This window comes from Arthrobacter sp. ISL-30 (assembly GCF_018613855.1).
Taxonomy (GTDB): Bacteria; Actinomycetota; Actinomycetes; order Actinomycetales; family Micrococcaceae; genus Arthrobacter.
The window spans coordinates 220,823-240,617 of record NZ_JAGGPK010000003.1 but is presented as its reverse complement, the minus strand read 5'-3'; the positions used below and the strand labels follow the sequence as shown (position 1 = coordinate 240,617).

14 protein-coding genes and 1 pseudogene are annotated in these 19,795 nt (G+C 63.4%); 13 read left to right on the top strand and 2 right to left on the bottom strand.

What is annotated here, in order from left to right; all coding sequences use genetic code 11:
- The first annotated feature begins 279 nt into the window (after positions 1 to 279).
- Complete coding sequence (locus tag J7E82_RS01385) at positions 280 to 1,086, top strand: IclR family transcriptional regulator (protein ID WP_214859636.1); 807 nt, start codon at positions 280 to 282, stop codon at positions 1,084 to 1,086.
- Between the two features lie 126 nt (positions 1,087 to 1,212).
- Here the strand turns inward: J7E82_RS01385 and J7E82_RS01380 are convergent, their stop codons facing one another.
- Positions 1,213 to 2,145: a LysR family transcriptional regulator gene (locus J7E82_RS01380; RefSeq protein WP_214859604.1), complete on the bottom strand. Its 933-nt coding sequence runs from the start codon at positions 2,143 to 2,145 to the stop codon at positions 1,213 to 1,215.
- 152 nt (positions 2,146 to 2,297) lie between these two features.
- Between J7E82_RS01380 and J7E82_RS01375 the strand changes: the two genes are divergently transcribed.
- From J7E82_RS01375 to moaA, 4 genes are all read left to right on the top strand, one after another.
- Positions 2,298 to 3,602: an SRPBCC family protein gene (locus J7E82_RS01375; protein WP_214859603.1), complete on the top strand. Its 1,305-nt coding sequence runs from the start codon at positions 2,298 to 2,300 to the stop codon at positions 3,600 to 3,602.
- Positions 3,599 to 5,005, top strand: a complete 1,407-nt coding sequence (locus J7E82_RS01370) for a ferredoxin reductase (protein ID WP_214859602.1) — start codon at positions 3,599 to 3,601, stop codon at positions 5,003 to 5,005. Before J7E82_RS01375 ends, J7E82_RS01370 begins: the two co-directional genes overlap by 4 nt.
- 1,037 nt (positions 5,006 to 6,042) lie before the next feature.
- Positions 6,043 to 8,058 carry a BCCT family transporter gene (locus J7E82_RS01365; RefSeq protein WP_251041266.1) on the top strand — a complete coding sequence of 672 codons (2,016 nt, stop codon included), beginning with the start codon at positions 6,043 to 6,045 and terminating at the stop codon, positions 8,056 to 8,058.
- 108 nt (positions 8,059 to 8,166) lie between these two features.
- Positions 8,167 to 9,285 (top strand): GTP 3',8-cyclase MoaA, encoded by a 1,119-nt coding sequence (gene moaA, locus J7E82_RS01360; RefSeq protein WP_214859599.1) that lies wholly within the window; start codon positions 8,167 to 8,169, stop codon positions 9,283 to 9,285.
- Between the two features lie 43 nt (positions 9,286 to 9,328).
- On the opposite strand, the gene J7E82_RS01355 is transcribed toward moaA, so the two are convergent.
- On the bottom strand, positions 9,329 to 10,576 hold the full coding sequence (locus J7E82_RS01355) for a response regulator transcription factor family protein (RefSeq protein WP_251041305.1): 1,248 nt from the start codon (positions 10,574 to 10,576) through the stop codon (positions 9,329 to 9,331).
- A 239-nt stretch (positions 10,577 to 10,815) separates the two neighbouring features.
- On the opposite strand from J7E82_RS01355, the gene hxlB reads away from it, so the two are divergent.
- The 8 genes and pseudogenes from hxlB to J7E82_RS01315 all read left to right on the top strand — a co-directional run.
- Positions 10,816 to 11,412: a 6-phospho-3-hexuloisomerase gene (hxlB, locus tag J7E82_RS01350; protein ID WP_251041265.1), complete on the top strand. Its 597-nt coding sequence runs from the start codon at positions 10,816 to 10,818 to the stop codon at positions 11,410 to 11,412.
- A gap of 48 nt (positions 11,413 to 11,460) precedes the next feature.
- Positions 11,461 to 12,084, top strand: a complete 624-nt coding sequence (gene hxlA, locus J7E82_RS01345) for a 3-hexulose-6-phosphate synthase (protein WP_214859594.1) — start codon at positions 11,461 to 11,463, stop codon at positions 12,082 to 12,084.
- 99 nt (positions 12,085 to 12,183) lie between these two features.
- Positions 12,184 to 13,734 carry a glucose-6-phosphate dehydrogenase gene (gene zwf / locus J7E82_RS01340; protein WP_214859593.1) on the top strand — a complete coding sequence of 517 codons (1,551 nt, stop codon included), beginning with the start codon at positions 12,184 to 12,186 and terminating at the stop codon, positions 13,732 to 13,734.
- Positions 13,731 to 14,720 carry a glucose-6-phosphate dehydrogenase assembly protein OpcA gene (locus tag J7E82_RS01335; RefSeq protein ID WP_251041264.1) on the top strand — a complete coding sequence of 330 codons (990 nt, stop codon included), beginning with the start codon at positions 13,731 to 13,733 and terminating at the stop codon, positions 14,718 to 14,720. The genes zwf and J7E82_RS01335 overlap by 4 nt, the downstream gene beginning before the upstream one ends.
- A gap of 194 nt (positions 14,721 to 14,914) precedes the next feature.
- Complete coding sequence (locus J7E82_RS01330; protein WP_214859592.1) at positions 14,915 to 16,114, top strand: pyridoxal phosphate-dependent aminotransferase; 1,200 nt, start codon at positions 14,915 to 14,917, stop codon at positions 16,112 to 16,114.
- A complete protein-coding gene (locus J7E82_RS01325) occupies positions 16,111 to 17,070 on the top strand; it encodes a D-glycerate dehydrogenase (protein ID WP_214859591.1) in 960 nt (319 codons plus the stop codon). Before J7E82_RS01330 ends, J7E82_RS01325 begins: the two co-directional genes overlap by 4 nt.
- A 403-nt stretch (positions 17,071 to 17,473) precedes the next feature.
- Entirely contained in the window at positions 17,474 to 17,665 is a 192-nt protein-coding gene (locus tag J7E82_RS01320; protein ID WP_214859584.1) for a hypothetical protein, read from the top strand.
- Between the two features lie 510 nt (positions 17,666 to 18,175).
- Positions 18,176 to 19,303 (top strand): annotated as a pseudogene (locus J7E82_RS01315) (APC family permease); the annotation flags it as partial.
- Positions 19,304 to 19,795 lie beyond the last annotated feature (492 nt).

The following is a 19,795-nucleotide window of genomic DNA, read 5'->3' as shown; positions in this document are numbered from 1 at the left end:
GCTCCGGGCAAACCTCGGCGCCGCTTCCGCTGGCGGCTCCGGCGCCGAAGCCGCCAACAAGATCGGCTAGTCCTTTGTTTGCCCCTCGTTGGACCTGCGCCAACCCGAACACCCCGTCATGGATCCTCCACGGCGGGGTGTCCTGCTTAGCGGCGTTTTGCGCCGGTTGACGGCGCTGCGGCAGTGTCGGTCTAGGATAAAACAAGATATGAGCGGGCGGGGTGGGTGGAACCTCCCTCCAGGCTCAATCACGCACCCTGGACGACGACACGAGGCATGATGGCCGCACACAATGACCCGGACATGGACAAGGACGCAGATGCACAGGCCGGAGGCGTCCAATCGGTGGATCGTGCCCTCCAGATTTTGGAAATCCTGGCCCGGGAGGGCGACGCCGGCGTCAGTGAAATCGCCGAGGAGATGGGGATCCACAAGTCCACCGTGTCCCGGCTGGTGGGCTCCCTGGTCGGCCGCGAGCTGGTCCGGCAGAACAGCGAACGTGGAAAGTACCAGCTGGGCTTTGGCATTCTTCGCCTGGCATCGTCCATTCCGGGTAGGTTGAGCGTTGTGCACGAGGCCAGGGAGGTCCTGGAGGGCCTTGCAGCGGCATACAAGGAAACGGTCAACCTTGCCGTCCTGCGATCGAACTACGCCGTCAACGTGGACCAGGCAATGGGACCCTCAACGCTGGCCACGTATGACTGGGTGGGCAGCCTGACACCGCTGCACGCCACGTCCAGCGGCAAAGTACTGCTCGCTGCCCTGACAGCGGACGAAAGGGATGCGATCCTCAAGAGGACCGGCCTGCCGGCCCACACGCCGCGTACCATCACTAACCGTTCGGTCCTTGAGAAGCAGCTGTTGAACATCGCTCGCGATGGCTACGCTGTCGTCCACGAGGAGTTCGAGATCGGGCTGACTGCGGTTGCAGTGCCTGTCTATAACCACCTGGGAAACGTCATCGCTGCGGTGAGTATTTCCGGCCCCGCCTTCCGGTTCACGCCAGAGGAGCAGCCCGGGCTCATTGACGGCCTCCGCGATGCCGGCCTGACCATCAGCACAAAAATGGGCTACAGACGCCGGTAGGTCCGCTCCGCCAAGCACCGGGCTTGTGCAGGTGCGCGGCCCGGATGGCACAGAGCTCCAGGGCCGCGCGGACGAGTCGCCACCTTCTGGACCTGCTGGCCCCCAACGAATCGCGGCCATGCGCTTTCAAAGATCCTCTTCGGGTCGGGCGGTGAGGATCCGATTGGCGTTGACCTGCAGGATGCCGAGCGACTCCTGGATCAGGGGTGATGCGATGCTGCCCTTGCGCACCGCAGAGACAATCCGGCGCGAGGGCTTCCCCTTGCCAGTAATGCGCAGCCGAACCACGTTTTCGGCATTACGCAGGGGCGCCAGTCGCGGCAGCAGGCCCACGCCGAGCCCCGCACCAACGAACGCGATCTGGGTTTCCCATTCAACGGCCTCATGGGCAATCCGAGGTGTCACCCCGACTTCCCTGAACGCCGCAGTGAACAGGGAATGGTAGGTGGAACCGGCGGCCTCGGTGATCCAGGGTTCCGACGCCAGCTCTTCGAGCGTCACCGTTTCCCGGGATGCCAACGGATGGTCGGAGGGAATGATCACGTCCAGCGGATCGTCAAGCAGAACGGTCTGCTCGAAGCGCGCATCGTCCTCAACATACGTTTCGGACTGCATCGCGACGATGACCGCGAGGTCGATTCGCTCGGCAACCAACAAGTCGAAGCAGCGGGCCGGGTCGGCCTCGAGTACCTGCACCTCCAGCAGGGGGCGTGTTGAGCGCAAGGTGGCGGCCAGCGGCGCGAGCAACTGGGCGGCCGCCGTGGAGAATCCGCCGAGGCCAAAACGCGACTGCACCTGGTCGCCCGCCTCCATGGCGGCGGCGCGCAGGCTCTCCCATTGCGCAATGAGGGTGTCCGAGCCCGCCACGAGAAATCGGCCCGTGGCGGTCAACCGCACACCCCGTCCGTCCTTCGTCAGCAGCTGCATTCCAAGCACTCGCTGGAGCTCCCGCAATTGCGCGGAGACGGCGGAGGGAGAATAACCCGTGAGCTCCGCGGTAGCGCCAACGGTGCCGCACCGGGCAAACACCCGAAGTGTTATGAGCCGTGGATCGATCATGCATCAATTATGCATGGTTATCTCCTAAATCTTGCGCTTTTATTGCAACCCCGGCAGTCCTAATGTCGAGGACAACGTCTTTTCGACAATGGCTGCAGCGACGCAGCCTGCTACACAAATCGCATACTCACCACCCTCTCGGGAGAAACTTCATGACTGCTCCAGTGCACCTGCCCCTCAACTCACGCGGGAAAATCGCTTCATCATTGCCCGAGGAGCAGCTGGCGGAAATCGCCGGGTTGTTCGAGTTCCGGCGCACCGGATATTCCCTCGATGCCCCCTTCTACACGGATCCGACGATTTTCAAGATCGACATGGAAGCCATTTTTGGCCAGCACTGGATCTTTGCCGCCAGCACCGCTGAACTGCCGGAACCGGGTGACTACGTCACTGTCGACTACGGGCCCTACTCCCTGATCGTGCTGCGCAACGACGACGGCGGGGTGAACGTCCTGCATAACGTGTGCCGTCACCGCGGCGCCCGCGTCCTGACTGAATCCACGGGTTCAACCGGGAACCTCGTATGCGGCTACCACTCCTGGACCTACTCACCCAGCGGCGATCTGATCCATGCCTCGGCACCCGGGGAAACGAAGTTCGACAAGAGCTGCTTCGGACTCAAGCGCGCCCACGGCCGCGAGGTCGCCGGCCTCATTTTCGTCTGCATTGCAGATGAGCCGCCGACGGACTTCGACGAAACCTCAAAGATCTTTGAGCCCTACCTCGCCCCCCACGATCTGTCGAAGACGAAAATCGCCTACCAGCAGAACATCATCGAAGAGGGCAACTGGAAGCTCGTCATGGAGAACAACCGTGAGTGCTACCACTGTGACGGCCACCCTGAGCTCGCCTGCTCCCTCTTCCCCACCTGGGGCCTGACCGAGGGCCTGATCCCGCCCCACCTTGAGGAAGTCTGGGACCGGAACAAGAATGCACAGTCCTCGCTCGAGGAGCGCTGCCGCCGCTATGGCCTTCCCTACGAGGTGGTGGAGGAGCTGGACACGCGTATCGCGGGAATCCGGATCTCGCGGGAATCGCTCGACGGAGAAGGCGAATCGTTCTCGCCCGACGGGCGCAGGCTTTCCAAGAAGCTGCTCGGCGACCTGCCGGACTTCCGCCTCGGCCGCTGCTCAATGCACCTGCAGCCCAACAGCTGGTTCCACTTCCTCGGCGACCACGTCATCACGTTCGGCGTCTTCCCCATCAACGAACACCAGTCACTGGTACGCACCACCTGGCTGGTGGCTGACGACGCCGAAGAAGGCGTCGATTACGACCTGGAGAAACTCACCTACACGTGGAAGCAGACGAACCTGCAGGACAAGGCGTTCGTCGAGCTGTGCCAGCAGGGTGCCGGCAGCCCCGCATACCAGCCCGGCCCGTACATGAAGAGCGAATACCAGGTAGAGGCATTCATCAACTGGTACGTGCAGCGCGTGCAGGAGCACTTGGCATGACAGAACTCCTTACTGAGACGGTAATCCAGGAACCACAGCGCATCCGCGGTCTTGAGATGCCGTGGAACAGGGTGATGGGCAGCACCGACGCACCTGCCCGCGCCGCCCGTGCACTCGGTCCCTGGCATCCCCAGGAGTTCATGGCCGAATGTGTGGAGACCGTGCCCGAGGCTGGCGGCCTCATGACCTTCGTGTTCCGCCGCTGCGACGGTGCGCCCCTGGCGTTCCGTGCGGGCCAGTACGTGAACATCGCCTTTCCCGTGAACGGTGAGGACCAGGATCCGGTGGACCGCAGCTACTCGCTGTCCAGTTCGCCCACGGAGCCGTGGACCTTCAGCATCAGCGTCAAACGTGACTCCACCGGACTGGTCTCACCCTGGGTACATGAAAACGTCAAACCTGGCACTGTCCTCGACATGCTCGGACCGGTCGGGGCGTTCCACCTGCCCGATGCGGACCGCCGGGCGCGGTACCTCTTCCTCGCGGCGGGCGCCGGCATCACCCCGATTATGTCCATGGTGCGGACCATCCACTCCCTGCCCGGACACGCCGACGTCGTGGTGCTCTACCACGGGGCGGAGGCCGGAGGCTTTGCCTTCCACCAGGAGTTGGCCTACATCGCCTCCGTGGACTCGCGCGTCAAGGTCTTCTACTCCCTTGGCGATCGCAGCAAGCCCGAGGGGTGGGAAGGGCTGAGCGGAAGGCTGACGGCAGCCATGCTCGACCAAGTTGCCCCTGATGCCAATGGCCGGCAGGTCTATGCTTGCGGCCCCGAGGGTTACCTGAACACCGCCGCCGAACTCCTCAAAAAGGTCGGCGTCGATGACACCTCCATTTACATGGAATTCTTCTCGGGAGACCGCAAGACGCTCCTTGAATACCAGGCAGAGATCGCGCTTGCAACGGACATCGCAGAGGAAATCGCCGAGGAGCTGGCAGATTCCGCCGAGGACTACTACGAAAGCCAGCCGAGCGCGTTCGGGCTTTACGAGCCCGGTTACGACGCCGAGGGGAACCCGAAGGCTTCCGGCCTGCCGCTGGAAGCGGTCGACCCGGACGCGCCCGCCAGCGACGGCAGTTCGGGCGTGGGGCCGGAGGCAGTGTCCCCTGATGCCTCGAGCTTCGACACGGTGGGAACGGGAAGCCTCACCCTGTCCTTCATACGCACCGGCATCAATGCGCGGATCGACCCCGACGAACACATCCTCGGGGTGGCCCAACGTGCGGGCGTCAGGATCGGCGCGAACTGCAAGGAAGGCATGTGCGGCTCCTGCAAGGTCGTCAAGCTTTCAGGGGAGGTCGAGATGAACCACCAGGGCGGGATCCGGGCGCGGGAAATCGAGGCAGGCAAGTTCCTGCCCTGCTGCTCCACCGCGCAGACGGATTTGGTGATCGATGCCTAGCCGTTTCCAGGTGATCTAGGCCGGACAGCACAGGGATCGTTTTCACGGCAAGAATACAAGCGCGAGCACGCCATGCGAGGCGTTTCGCTTGCCCGCTCGGACCAGCACTACCATGAGGGTTCGAATGCCAATGTCTATGGTCCCTGCAAGGCACTGGCGCCGAAGCCCGGAGTCGGCCCATCCCTGCGCCGCAGGGCTGTTCAAGCCCTGTCGATGGCGGTGAGAAGACCGGATCAAGCAGTGACGGGGTGGAGGAAATCAAGCGGCTCCGGGCTGTGGTGCGGGGACCTGAAGGAGTCCAACGAGATCCTGAAACAGGCTTCGATTCTCTTCGCGAGGGAGCTCGACCGTCGCCGCCGGTTATGCGCAGGGGGACATTATCAGCGGTCCATCACGTCCTTCGCGACGGCCTCGTTCTTGAACAGCCCCATTACAGTATCCACTGCAGCATTGTCACAGGCGTCACAGACGCTGCCGATGGATGGCATCGAGGCCCTCCAGGTCTCCATGTTCCACCCGTCTAATTGCTTTTTACGCAACAATACTCGTGCTGCGCAACAGGGTGACCGATACCACGCTTCCTGTCAAGGTGCAGCAAAACCTATTGAAATACGGCAGGAGACTTCAGAAAAACCCTTGACATGAAGATGTGACCCGGGGCACTCTGTTGCTTACTGCGAGATCTGTTGATCTTTGCGGAACGATTGCTTGAATCAAAGCAAATCTGACTCCTAGCCCCGAAGGGATGCAACATGCACAAGGCCTACCCGCTCAGTGAACTCGCTCCCGGGGAGGCACTACGCTCGACAAAGCTCCGCCAATAGCCGTCTTCCACACAGAAGACGGCGAGATTTTCGCCATCGACGACACTTGCACAAATCGCCGGCCAAACTGCCGGTCCTGACTCAGGAAGTGCAAGTCGTCGATGGCAACATCATGGTCATCGAATCGGACGAAGCCCCCAACCTTCCGCCCGGTCTAACACCCGAAGGCCATGTTTACGCAAGCCCATGACTCGCCGAGCAAAGGACCCGCTCATGGCCATTAATAGTGACCTAAAACCCCTCACACCTGAGGAGCTGCCTGCCGATAACGGTGTGGCAGGGACTCACCCTAGCGAAGAACCCGAAAGTTCGCGCAACACCAAACAAGTCATCAGTGTCTCCAAAGAAGAAGACACCAACCCCGCAGTCCTCGATCCGGAGGAGGCAGGCGCCGCGGCACTGCCGGACGCCGAAGAGTACGAGCAGATCCTGGAGGAGCTGCGCAACGCCAAGACCGAGCAAGCCGTCTCCCGACGCCGGAACCACTCGCTCACCCTCGACAAAGTAACGTTCGGAATCACTGGCGTCATCGCCATCGCCTTTGTGGTCTGGGGCTTCGTGGGCCGTGACAGCCTCTCCGCTACCTCCACAACCGCCCTGAACTGGGTCATGGAGTACACCGGCTGGCTCTTTATGGTCCTGGCCTCCCTGTTCGTCATCTTTGTGCTGTGGCTCGCCCTCGGCAAGTTCGGCAACATCCCGCTGGGCAAGGACGGCGAGAAACCCGAATTCCGTACCGTCTCCTGGGTCGCAATGATGTTCGCCGCCGGCATGGGCATCGGACTGATGTTCTACGGCGTAGCCGAACCGCTCTACCACTACATCTCTCCCCCACCCGGAACCGTGGACGGCCGTACCCCCGCAGCGATCCAGACGGCCATGGCCACCTCGATCTTCCACTGGACCCTGCACCCCTGGGCAATGTACGCAGTGGTAGGTATAGCCATGGCGTACGGCACCTACCGTCTGGGCCGCAGGCAACTGGTCTCGGCTGCCTTCACCTCACTCTTCGGCATCAGGATGGTGGAAGGGCCCCTCGGGAAGTTCATCAACATCCTGGCCATCTTCGCCACCCTCTTTGGTACGGCCGCTTCCCTGGGCCTCGGCGCCCTGCAGATCGGCAGCGGTATGACCTCCAACGGCTGGTTCGGCGAAATCGGCACTCCGTTCCTCGTGGTGATCGTCTCAGTCCTGACCTTCTGCTTCGTAGCTTCGGCCGTCTCCGGCATCAGCCGCGGTATTCAGTGGCTCTCCAACATCAACATGGTCCTGGCCGTTGTTCTGGCCCTCATCGTTTTCGTTGCCGGCCCAACCCTGTTCATCCTCAACCTGATCCCGTCCGCTGTCGGCGACTACGCCCGCGACCTGGCCGAGATGTCCTCCCGGACCGAAGCGGTCGGCGATGAGGCCCTTCGGAGCTGGATGACCGGGTGGACCATCTTCTACTGGGCCTGGTGGATCTCCTGGACGCCCTTCGTTGGCATGTTTATTGCCCGCATCAGCCGTGGCCGCACCATCCGCCAGTTCGTCACCGGCGTGCTGCTGGTGCCCAGCCTCGTCAGCGTGATCTGGTTTGGTATATTCGGCGGAGCGGCTTTCCACATCCAGCAGGAAGCCGATAAGGCAGGCACACCCGGGCTGGTGACCACGGTCGACGGCGTCTCGTCCGTCAACTTCGACGGTGCACTCTTCGACCTGGTCAAGAACCTTGGCATGCCCGGTTGGCTTACTGTTGGTGTCATCGTGCTGGCCATGGTCCTGGTGGCGATCTTCTTTGTCACCGGCGCCGATGCCGCTTCCATCGTGATGGGATCGCTCAGCTCCAACGGCGCCGAGAACCCCCGCCGCGGAGTGGTGATCTTCTGGGGCAGCCTCACCGGCGCCGTAGCTGCGGTCATGATGCTGGCCGGCGGCGACGAACCCTCGGAGGCCTTGGCCGGCCTGCAACGCATCACCATCGTCGCAGCGTTACCGTTCATCGTCGTTATGCTCCTGCTCTGCTTTGCCCTCGCCAAGGACCTGCGCCGCGATCCACTGTCCCTGCGAAAGCGGCTGGCTACATCGGTCGTCGAACGGGCCATCAGGACTGGCGTGGAACAGCATGGCGGTGTTCAATTCGACCTTGTCACGAAGCATGATTGCGCTGACTCATGTCCGGACCCGGACTCCCACCACGGCGGCACCCACACGGGCAGCATCCCTACAGTGGGTAATCCCGACAGCAAGTAACAAGACATTCCCCGCCCTGGTGGCATGTGGCCTTCCTGGACACATGCCACCAGGGCTTTCCATTTACCGATGAAGGAGTAACTCCCCCATGTCCCATTCCCGCGAACCATGACCGTGCAGCTGGGAATCCCGGTACTCCGCGCAACGGGCAACAAGCAGGCGCCGTCACCCCGTCCAGCAGGACTCACACAGGCGCTCGTGGACCGTTTTGGCCGCCAGGCAACCGACATGCGGCTCTCTGTCACGGACAAATGCAACCTTCGCTGCACCTACTGCATGCCGGCTGACGGACTGCAGTGGCTGCCGAAGCAAGCCGTGATGACGGCCGGGGAGATCCAGAGAATAGTGGGCATCGGCGTCGAGCGCCTTGGCGTCCGGGAACTTCGCCTCACAGGCGGAGAGCCTCTGGCCAGGCCGGACCTCGTGGATATTATCGCCGGGCTGCGGAAACACCACCCCCGGCTTCCCATCTCCATGACCACGAACGGGGTAGGGCTTGCACAGAAGGCGCAGGCGCTCAAGGACGCCGGGCTTACCCGGATCAACGTGTCCCTCGATTCGCTGCACGAAGAGACATTCACGCAACTGACGCGGCGCCCCTTCCTCAGCAAAGTGCTCGCCGGCGTTGAGGAAGCCCGCGCCGCTGGCCTGGGGCCGGTCAAAATTAACGCAGTGCTGATGCGCGGCATCAATGACCAGGAAGCCCCGGCGCTGCTGGCATGGGCGCTCGACCGGGACGTCGAGCTCCGCTTTATTGAACAAATGCCGTTGGACGCCCAGCGTGGCTGGACCCAGCGGGAGATGATCACCGCCCTCGAAATCCGCACCCTGCTGTCAACGGACTTTGTCCTGGAGCGGGACCGGCAGCTGCGGGACGGCGCCCCGGCGGAGCGGTTTGAAGTACGACGCCGGAACGCATCCACCGCAGAACCCTCCGGCCCTGTCCTCGGCACAGTGGGGATCATCGCATCCGTCACTGAACCCTTTTGTGCGGACTGCCGGCGCACCCGCATTACGGCTGAGGGAAAAATCATGAGCTGCCTGTTCTCCCGGGAGGAGTTTGACCTCCTGGGGCTGCTGCGGTCAGGCGCGCATGACGACGAACTCGTGGACCGCTGGCAGGATGCCATGTGGGCCAAACCCAAGGCTCACGGAATGGACCACGCAGGCCTCGGAACAGATGGCTTTGTGCAGCCGGAGCGCAGCATGAGCGCCATCGGAGGCTAGCCGGCGTCGACGGCGTCGCGCCACCGATCGCAAGCGGCAGGCGTCAGCGAAGCCCGGAACTGGCGGCCAGTGCGATGGCCTCCGTGCGCGAGCTGACGCCCATTTTCCGGAAGATGTTTCCCACATGGAACTTGACGGTGTTTTCGCTGATGTTCAGGGCGCCTGCGATGGACCTGTTTCGCTGGCCCGCTGCCAGATGCTGCAGAACTTCCAGTTCACGGCCGCCAAGGTTCCAGGCGCTGACGTCGGCCGGAGTCGCCTGCGGGGCATCAAGCGGGAGGACCACAGAGACATCGGCCCCCCAGCCGGGAACGATCTCCACCTGCATTTTTCCGTCCAAGGCCTGGACCCTCCGGTCCAGCCTGCCCATACTGGGCGCCTCGACGGAAAGGGAGCCGCCGCCATCGTCGCGGACGTTGATGAGCAAGTTCTCGCCGTCACAATCCCACTGGGCGCGGACCCTGCGGACCTCCGGCTGGTCCATCATGGCCAGCAGCAGGCCCCGCACGATGGCCCGGGCGGCGTGGGCGACTTCCCCCGGCAGCGCCCGTCCGTTTAGTGGAGGTTCGATAAACTGCACATCCACGCCACTAAAGCGCGTCAGCGGGAGGAGGTCCTCCCGGAGGCGCTCAAACGCCCTTGCCACCGGTTCTTCCACCAGGTCCGTGGTCCTGTCACTCTGTGTGCGCAGGCGCACCAGGGCCTTGGCCACCAGGTCGGTGGCCGTTGTCCGCGACGAGGCATCGTCCAGAGCTGTCGAGCGCAGGGCCGCAGCGACTGTTTCGAGCGTGGTGGCGTGCTGGTCCACCAACTCGGATGTCACGCGCAGGCGCTCAGCCGACGCCGCCCTTGACTCCAGCAGATATGAGGGCGGCGCATCCGCAACTTTCTCCTGGATCCGGCGCGCGGCAAGGTGCCAAAGGTATTTCACAATCTTTCGGTGTTCATCATCAATGCCTCTTGCGGCATCGGCATTCACGGGGTGCGTGACCACCAGCAGGGCGCCGCTGGGGAGGTACTTCATGGCGAGGACCGGGCACTCCTGCGCAGCAATCACCGCTTCCCCCAGCCAGGGATCCTCGCCCTCTAGGGCGGCCCGGAGACTGTCCAGTTCATCGATCGAGACCCGCGAAATGATGGTGTCCCGGCCGGCCTTCTTCTGCGGCCTGCCAGTGCAGTCCTCAGTGAAGATGACCAATGCGCTGCTGCCGAGATAGGGGGCCAAGGCGTCACGCAGCGCGTCGGCAATGGAGGTCAGCGGCGCATCCGTCACCGCCGCGATGGAGTTCAGCAGCGGCCACGGCAGGCCTGGGTCGCCGGGGTTGCCGGGTGGTTGAACGGGCGCGTGCCCGGGTGCAGGCGAGGTCACGTCAGCATCCTTTCGGAGACAAGCAAATGTGGGACTACCCGAAAGCATAGCCAAAACCACCGGGAGAGGGCGTTACACCCATACCTTTGCGGCGGCAGGATTGATTGCGGCACACATCCCAGCTGATGGGTGGACGACTCTACCAACGCGAAGGAATTACCTTGGGTCCAACCGCACTTGATTCCCCAATCCGGATCAACGCAAGAGCAATCCTCACAAACTTGTCCCTCGTTGCCGAGGAAGTCACCAGCACCGCAGGCCAGGTCGACGGAGACCAGCTCGAAGCCCTGGCAGCGTCCATCCGCTCCGCGGAACGGATTTTCGTCTCCGGCGCCGGCCGAAGCGGCCTCGTTCTCCGGATGGCGGCAATGCGGCTGATGCACCTCGGCCTGAATGTCCATGTAGCCGGGGATACCACGACTCCTGCAATCCGCGCCGGGGATCTGCTCCTGGTAGCTTCCGGCTCCGGCACCACAGCGGGCGTGGTCAAGGCTGCCGAAACTGCGGCGGCGTCCGGCGCACGGGTGGCTGCCGTGACCACCAACCCCGGCTCCCGCCTCGCCGAGCTCGCGGACACGGTTGTCATCGTGCCTGCCGCTCAAAAAACAGACCACGGCTCCGGCGTCACGCGCCAATACTCCGGGAGCCTCTTCGAGCAGGTCCTCTTCGTCCTGACCGAGTCCATCTTCCAGACCCTGTGGATCCACACCGACGCACCGGCTGAAGAGCTCTGGCTTCGGCACGCAAACCTGGAATAAGTTCCCACCCGCCACACCAACACCCATAACAACAGAAAGAGAAACATCATGAAGCTTCAGGTAGCTATGGACCTCCTGACCACCGAAGACGCGCTCGAGCTGGCCGGCAAGGTCGCCGAGTACGTTGACATCATCGAACTGGGTACCCCGCTGATCAAGGCGGCCGGACTTACCGCTATCACCGCCGTCAAGCAGGCCCACCCTGACAAGATGGTCTTCGCCGACATGAAGACCATGGATGCCGGAGAACTTGAAGCCGACATCGCCTTCAAGGCCGGCGCCGACCTCGTCTCCGTGCTGGGAAGCGCCGACGATTCAACCATCGCCGGTGCCGTGAAGGCTGCCCGTGCACACAACAAAGGCATCGTCGTTGACCTCATTGGTGTGCCGGACAAAGTCACCCGTGCCAAGGAAGCCCGGGCGCTTGGCGCCAAGTTCGTGGAGTTCCACGCAGGCCTGGACGAGCAGGCCCTGCCTGGCTTCGACCTCAATGGACTGCTCAGTGCCGGCGCCGAAGCACGTGTCCCGTTCTCGGTGGCCGGCGGCGTCAACCTCTCCACCATCGACGCCGTCCAGCGGGCAGGCGCTGAGGTTGCGGTAGCCGGCGGTGCCATCTACGGTGCAGCCGATCCCGCACTGGCAGCCAAGGAACTCAAGGCCGCCATCGTCTGATTCCCACCCATGATGCGGCGGCCGGCACCGGAAGGTGCCGGCCGCCGCATCATCTGGTGCCCCCCGGCCCCAATACTGTTCTCCGCCAGAAAGCAGCAAATGCCAGATACCCTCGCCCGGTCAGCCCGAACAAGAAATCCGCTTCGGGATTCGCGTGACCGCCGCTTGAACCGGATTGCCGGTCCATCCTCGCTGGTGCTCTTCGGCGTGACCGGTGACCTTGCACGCAAGAAGCTCATGCCTGCCGTGTATGACCTCGCTAACCGGGGTTTGTTGCCGCCGAGTTTCGCGCTGGTGGGTTTCGCCCGCCGTGAGTGGGACAAGGAGGATTTCGCTACCGAGGTGAAGGCGTCGGTGCAGGCCTATGCGCGGACGCCTTTTGATGAGGCGGTGTGGAACCAGTTGTCTGAGGGCATCCGGTTTGTTCAAGGCGAGTTCGACGACGATGGTGCGTTTGAGCGGCTCGGCGAGACGATCAAGGAACTAGACGATGTCCGCGGCACCCGCGGGAACCACGCGTTCTACCTCTCGATCCCGCCGAAGGCGTTTGAGCAGGTCTGCCGCCAGTTGTCCAAGCATGGGCTGGCGCAGGCAGAGGGTGAGAAGTGGCGCCGGGTGGTGATCGAGAAGCCGTTCGGGCACGACCTGGAGTCCGCCCGGGCGCTGAATGACATTGTCGAGTCGGTGTTCCCGCCGGACGCGGTTTTCCGGATCGATCATTACCTGGGCAAGGAGACAGTGCAGAACATCCTGGCGCTGCGCTTCGCCAACCAGCTGTTCGAGCCGCTGTGGAACGCCAACTACGTGGACCACGTCCAGATCACCATGGCCGAGGACATCGGCACCGGCGGCCGGGCAGGGTATTACGACGGCGTGGGCGCGGCCCGCGATGTGATCCAGAACCACCTGCTCCAGCTGCTGGCCCTGACCGCGATGGAGGAACCGATCTCCTTTGATGCCGATGACCTGCGCGCCGAGAAGGAAAAGGTCCTCGCCGCGGTCAAGCTCCCCGAGGACCTCTCCACCCACTCAGCACGCGGGCAGTTCGCCGGCGGCTGGCAGGGCGGGGAACAGGTCCAGGGCTACCTTCAGGAAGACGGCATCCCGGCGGATTCGACCACCGAGACCTTTGCAGCAATCCGGGTGGACATCCATACCCGCCGCTGGTCAGGGGTGCCGTTCTACCTGCGCGCCGGCAAACGCCTGGGCCGGCGGGTGACCGAAATCGCCGTCGTGTTCAAACGCGCACCCAACCTGCTGTTCCGCGACCACGATGAGGACGACTTCGGCCAGAACGCCGTGGTGATCCGGGTCCAGCCCGACGAAGGCGTGACCATCCGCTTCGGCTCCAAGGTCCCGAGCACCCAGATGGAAGTCCGCGACGTGACCATGGACTTCGGCTACGGGCACTCCTTCACGGAATCCAGTCCGGAAGCCTACGAACGGCTCATCCTGGACGTCCTCCTGGGCGAACCGCCCCTGTTCCCGCGGCACGAGGAAGTCGAGCTGTCCTGGAAGATCCTTGACCCGTTCGAGGAGTACTGGGCACAGCTGAAGGAACAGCCCGAGCCCTACGCACCGGGCAGCTGGGGGCCCGCGTCGGCCGATGAACTGCTGGCCCGTGACGGACGAACCTGGAGAAGGCCATGATCGTAGATCTCCCCGACACCACCACCTCGAAGATCGCCAAGAAGATCACCGCCCTACGTGAACAGGGCGGTGTCATCGCCTTGGGCCGGGTGCTGACCCTTGTGGTCGTGACCAAATCCGGTCACGAAGAGGAAGCGATCGAGGCTGCGAACGAAGCCAGCAAGGAACACCCCTGCCGGATCATCGTCCTCGCCGGCGCCTGCTCGTCCGCCCCGAACCGCCTCGACGCCCAGGTCCGGGTCGGCGGGGACGCCGGTGCGTCCGAAGTGATCGTGCTTCGCGGCTACGGTGAACTCGCCCACGAAAGCGACTCCCTAATCGCTGCCCTGCTGCTCCCGGACGCCCCGATCGTGGCCTGGTGGCCCCACGGCGCACCCGCGAACGCCTGTGAAACTTCGGTTGGACGGATCGCGCACCGCCGGATCACGGACTCTGCCAACGAAGCGGACCCGCAACTGGCGCTGGAGAACATCCGCGCCACCTACAAGGCCGGAGACACCGACCTCGCCTGGACCAGGCTGACGAACTGGCGCATCCAGCTCGCCGCAGTCCTGGACCAGGTCGACTCCTCCCCCGTCACCGCCGTCGCCGTTGAGGGCGCCTCGGACTCACCCAGCACCGTCCTGCTCGCGGCCTGGCTCACCCTCACCCTCGACGCACCCGTGACCATCGTCGCGGGCCCAGCCGGCACCGGCATCAGACGCGTCCGCCTCACCCGGCCCGGCGGCGACATACAGCTCTTCCGTCCCGGACTTTCCATCGCCGAACTCACCCAGCCAGGACAACCCGCCCAACGCATCTCCCTCCCCCGCCGCAGCCTCCGCGACTGCCTCGCCGAGGAACTCCGCCGCCTCGACCCCGACGAAGTCTTCGGCGAAGTGGTCCTGGCACTGAACTGGCCAGACACAGATCCCGAACGCACCGAAACCGAACCTGCCGATGTCGGACTGGCTAACGTCCCGCCGGGTCGATTAGTCCACGCCTAGCGATCCCTACGAGTCCTTCGACCCAGCCGACGGACTCCGGCCGAACGAAAGTAGCGAAAACTAGCTGGTCGGAATTCTTGGCGCTGTTTCGCCTGAGATCCATCTGTACATCAAATATCGCAATCTTATATATTAGTTCTATACTAGGGTTGGATCTCCCCAGGATCGATAAACCTCGATGAGGAGTGGAAAGCATGCAGCAACTCGCGCACCGGCTTAAACGTTTGGGTACCGAAACCGCGTTCAGCGTCGCCCAGGCCGCGGCCGCTTGGAAGGCGAAGGGGAATCTGGTCTATCCCTTCCATCTAGGGGATATCAACATCCCCACCGCCCCGAACATTGTGGAGGCGATGAACCGGGCTATCGCTGACGGCTACACGGGCTACTGCCCCGGCCCTGGAATCCCGCAACTGCGCGAGGCCCTAGCCGACGACATCGGCTCACGCCGCGGGATCGGGCTCTCCCCCGACAGCGTGGTGGTGATGACCGGCGGCAAGCCCGTCATCACGAAATTCCTGCAGGCGGTCATGAACCCCGGCCAGGAAGTGCTCTATCCGAACCCCGGCTTCCCCATTTATGAATCACAGATCGAATACCTCGGCGGCACGGCCGTGCCGTACCGCTATTTGCCCACGAGCACGGGCTTCGCGATCGACCTCGAGCAGATCCGCTCATCGATCACCCCGAACACGGTTGCAATCATCTACAACGACCTGCAGAACCCCATCTCAGCCGAGTCAACTGCCGCCGAGCGCGAGGCCATCGCACAGCTCGCGATCGAACACGACCTCTGGGTACTCTCCGACGAGGCCTACTTCGAGACTCGCTATGAGGGGGTCTCGAGCTCGATCGCATCGCTTCCCGGCATGGCCGAGCGTACCGTCATCCTCTACACGTTCAGCAAGAAGTTCGCCATGACCGGCTCACGCCTCGGCTGCGCCGTCGCCCCGCGAGAGATCGCCCAGGTGCTCAGCACGCTCAACACCAACGATGAGTCCTGCACGACACACTATGTGCAGTGGGCCGGCGTGGAAGCGCTCCGGGGTCCCCAGGATTCCGTGCAGCAGATGCTTGACACCCTGCAAACGCGTCGCGACACCGCGTGCGAGCTCGTGAATGCCATCCCCGGCATGCACGTCGCCGTGCCGCAGTCGACGTTCTACCTGTTCCCCGACGTCACCAAGGCCATGGAGCGCATGGGTTACACGGAAGTCGGCGACTTCGCCTCTGACGCCCTGTACAAGACCGGCGTCTCCTTCTGCACGCGTGAACACTTCGGCCGACGGCTGCCCGGTGAGGAGCGGCAGTACATCCGTCTTGCCTACTCGGGTATTGAGGCACCAGATATCCGCGAGGGCCTCGGACGCCTGCGCGAATGGATCGAGACAGCATGAGCCGGGTCGTCGTAACGGGACGAGTACCCGACGCCGCGATCGAGAAGCTTCGCGCCGAGCACGAGGTCGATGCCTGGGAGGGTCCGGAGTCGATTGGCCGCGAGGAGCTCCTTCGACGAGTAGCCGGCGCCGATGCCGTCGTGAGCCTGCTCACCGAACGCATCGACGCGGAACTGCTCGACGCCGCGGGCCCGCAGCTCAAGGTTGTCTCTAACGTCGCCGTCGGCTATGACAACATCGACGTACCGGCCTGCACCGGGCGGGGTATCATCGCCACGAACACGCCCGGCGTGCTCACAGAGGCGACCGCCGACATCGCGTTCGGGCTCATCCTCATGGCAACCCGCCGGCTCGGTGAGGGCGAACGGCTCATCCGCGCCGGACAGCCGTGGAAGTGGGGCATGTTCTTCCTGCTCGGCAGCAGCCTGCAGGGCAAGACCCTCGGGATCGTCGGCATGGGCGGAATCGGTCAAGCCACGGCACGCCGGGCCAAGGCCTTCGGCATGGACATTGTCTACCAGTCGCGCAGCGAGATCGACCCCGCGATCGCCGCGGAACTGGGCGCCCGGCAGGTCGACCTCGACGAGTTGCTGACCCTTTCAGATGTCATCTCTCTGCACTGCCCTTACGGAGCCGCCACGCACCATCTGATCGGCGCGGAGCAGCTCGCAGCGATGAAGAGCTCGACATACCTCGTCAACACCGCACGCGGACCTATCGTCGACGAAGCGGCGCTCGCCGCAGCGCTCCACGAGGGCGTCATCGCGGGTGCCGGGCTGGACGTCTTCGAGAACGAGCCCCAGGTCCATCCCGAGTTGCTGGACCTAGAGAATGTGACACTCGTGCCGCACCTCGGCTCGGCCACCGTCGAGACGCGCACCGCCATGGCGGTGCTCGCCGCCGACAACACGCTCGCCGTGCTTCGCGGCGAGCAGCCGCCCACTCCAATCGGTTAGTGGCGACAGCGTCCACGAGCAACGCGACACCCCGCTCGGCCGGCGGCTCACGTGCCGGCCGAGCTTCATGGGTGGCCGGCCTTACCGAGTCCGCGCACATGGCCTGGGACGGGGCACACGCGCAGACGCAGCATGTCCGCCACATCACGCTGCGTAACGAATACCGGCGCGGCTGCACCGGGGCGTCCATGCCAGGCAGGTCCGCAGCGCGCGCGCAGGGTCCACACGAACCAGTGTGATCGCCCCGATGTGTTTCTGATTGTCCTCGCTTACCTCGGTTCCGCAGCCATTTGCGCGTGGAGTGCTGGACTCCCTGGCCTGAGCCTTGAACCGCACCAACAGATCCCACAACAAGTAAAGAACCCCAACCCACTGAGCCCAAGAAACTCACGAAAGGACAGCCATGACTGCAACCTCCTCCGAAGGAACCGTAATTCGCGTTTCAACCGCCGGCGCCGAGCCCATCGTCCTCCAGCTTGAGGGCGGTGAAGCCGTGACGCTCCGCGTGGAAGTAGAGAACAACTGTGTTTGCCAGGCTGCTACAGCAACCCGACCCGGCTCCTATACGGACCGGGACGTCCTTCCTTCCGCCTGAAGCAGGCGTTCACCTGGCCGCGCTAATCCGCTCAGTCGCGTGGCGCCTTCGGTGACTGCCGCCAGTGTAGGCGCCGGACTTCCAAGAAGGCTGGGACTTCCAAGAAGGCTGGCCAGCGGAAGCGCGGAATTGCTCCTGTGGAAGAACAAATCAACGCGTCATGCGGAAGTCGGGTGTGCAGGTCGCGCATCCCCCGGACAGACCGTCGACGCCGCTCTGCGGAGCTGCACGCCGCGGCAAGGATTGCGAGGGATATATCTCAACTGTTCGGCCGTATTCAGGCCGCCGAAATAATCTGTGCGCGTTGTGGATCGTCTTTGCTGAGCGACCCTGCGATAGTCGAGCCTATCCACTGGGATGTGACCGATGACGTCCCGCACATGAAGATCGAGCATCGTCTGATACGTCCTGGTGGTTCCGCTCGAAGGGCGAATCAGCAGGTCAATGTGTTCCTGAATGACCTCCGCGACGGTCGGCACCAGCTTTGCATTGGTCAGGATTGCGTGCTGCGCGATCCTGCTGCTCATCCTCGCGCTGGGCTGGCATGTGATACGCGGCCCTGAGGTATTCTTCGACACCGCTGGATTCGGCGAAGGGCACGACCTGGGCTTCTTCGGCGTTTTCCTGATCGGAGCGATGGCTTCCGGCTACGTCATGTACGGCTTCGACACCGCCAGCTCCCTTGGCGAAGAGACCAAGGACCCGAAGCGTACGGCACCCAAGGCCATCCTGCGCGCCGTCATCGCCTCCTTCCTGCTGGGCGGCCTGATCCTGCTCTTTGGGATTCTGGCGGCACCGGACCTCACCGACCCAAAGGTAGGCGCCGCCGACGGCGGCCTGCAATACATCGTGCTCTCGGTCCTTGGTGGACCATTCGGCAAGGCCTTCCTCGCCTGTATCGTGGTGGCCGTCGTGGTCTGCACCCTTGCCGTGCATGCTGCCGCTATCCGCATGATGTTCGCCATGGCCCGCGACAACAACCTGCCCTTCAGCAGGCAGCTCAGCAAGGTGGACCCTGTCCGCAAGACGCCAACCGTGGCAGCCATCGTCATCGGCGTCATGGCCATCATCCCGCTGCTCGTCAACATCATGCAGCCGGCGATTTTCACAATCCTGTCCAGCATCAGCATCGTCCTCATCTACCTGTCCTACCTGCTGGTCACCGTGCCTCTGCTGCGTAAGCGGCTCCTGCGAAAGTGGCCGGTGTCCGGCGACCGTTCCGAGGTCGGCTTCAGCATGGGCAAATGGGGGCTTCCCGTAAATATCCTCGCGGTGCTCTGGGGCAGTGCCATGACGCTGAACCTGATCTGGCCGAGGCCGGAAATCTACAACTCGGTGCCGCCTTTCGAGTGGTATCTCCAGTGGGGCGGGATGATCTTCGTTGCCGCCGTCACTGCAGGCGGGGCTTTACTGTACCGCGTGAAGATCCGCTACCAGACGGGCGTGCTTGCCGAGCACGCCGCGGCGGTCGCAGCACATCCGTCGCCGGTTTCCGCCCAAACCACAACGTCGGCTCCCCAATTGGTGCCTGGGTCCGTCCAGGACAGCGCCGCAGGGTCCCCGGCGGACATCGATAGCGAGATTCCTGATGTGCTGACAGTCAACGGGGCCGCGTCGAAAGAAGGAGCCGGATTGTAGGCTGGGCCCCTCAGGATAGCGAGCATTAGGTCCAGCAGTCCGACGAGCATCCCTTCGCCATTCCACCGGCGGAGGGATGCTCGTCAGTTTTCCACTGCAAGAGCAGACAGGAGGCCACGCTCGCACGACTGCTGAGGCCAGAGACCTCGCACGACGGCGGAGGCCAGAGACAACGCGTCAAGACTCGTCCAGGACATACCGGTCACAAGGGCGCTGTGCTTTGTCGAAGCCGACTGGCCCCTGATCGGGGGTTCGTTCTCAACCCGCAGCGTTCACATCCTCTGGCCGAAGCGGCTAGCCAAATTGAGGAGCCAGAGAAAGAGGCCTTGCAGGAAGGCAGAGTTCATCGGTGTCCTGACTCGGCCTGTGGTCGCGAGATCACAGTCACGATGCAGCTCCTGACAAGGGCAGGGACAGGAATCCGGTTTGCTGCTGTGGACTAATGATGGAGAAGGCTTCCTGATCCCCCGACTGTGATGGGCGCAGTAGTGG

Excerpts from the sequence above, each read along its gene's own strand:
- J7E82_RS01385 (WP_214859636.1), top strand. The coding sequence starts at position 280 with ATGGCCGCACACAATGACCCGGACATGGACAAGGACGCAGATGCACAG.
- J7E82_RS01330 (WP_214859592.1), top strand. The coding sequence starts at position 14,915 with ATGCAGCAACTCGCGCACCGGCTTAAACGTTTGGGTACCGAAACCGCG.
- J7E82_RS01325 (WP_214859591.1), top strand. The coding sequence starts at position 16,111 with ATGAGCCGGGTCGTCGTAACGGGACGAGTACCCGACGCCGCGATCGAG.
- hxlA (WP_214859594.1), top strand. The coding sequence starts at position 11,461 with ATGAAGCTTCAGGTAGCTATGGACCTCCTGACCACCGAAGACGCGCTC.
- J7E82_RS01380 (WP_214859604.1), bottom strand. The coding sequence starts at position 2,145 with ATGATCGATCCACGGCTCATAACACTTCGGGTGTTTGCCCGGTGCGGC.
- moaA (WP_214859599.1), top strand. The coding sequence starts at position 8,167 with ATGACCGTGCAGCTGGGAATCCCGGTACTCCGCGCAACGGGCAACAAG.
- J7E82_RS01365 (WP_251041266.1), top strand. The coding sequence starts at position 6,043 with ATGGCCATTAATAGTGACCTAAAACCCCTCACACCTGAGGAGCTGCCT.
- J7E82_RS01370 (WP_214859602.1), top strand. The coding sequence starts at position 3,599 with ATGACAGAACTCCTTACTGAGACGGTAATCCAGGAACCACAGCGCATC.
- zwf (WP_214859593.1), top strand. The coding sequence starts at position 12,184 with ATGCCAGATACCCTCGCCCGGTCAGCCCGAACAAGAAATCCGCTTCGG.
- J7E82_RS01335 (WP_251041264.1), top strand. The coding sequence starts at position 13,731 with ATGATCGTAGATCTCCCCGACACCACCACCTCGAAGATCGCCAAGAAG.
- J7E82_RS01320 (WP_214859584.1), top strand. The coding sequence starts at position 17,474 with ATGACTGCAACCTCCTCCGAAGGAACCGTAATTCGCGTTTCAACCGCC.
- J7E82_RS01375 (WP_214859603.1), top strand. The coding sequence starts at position 2,298 with ATGACTGCTCCAGTGCACCTGCCCCTCAACTCACGCGGGAAAATCGCT.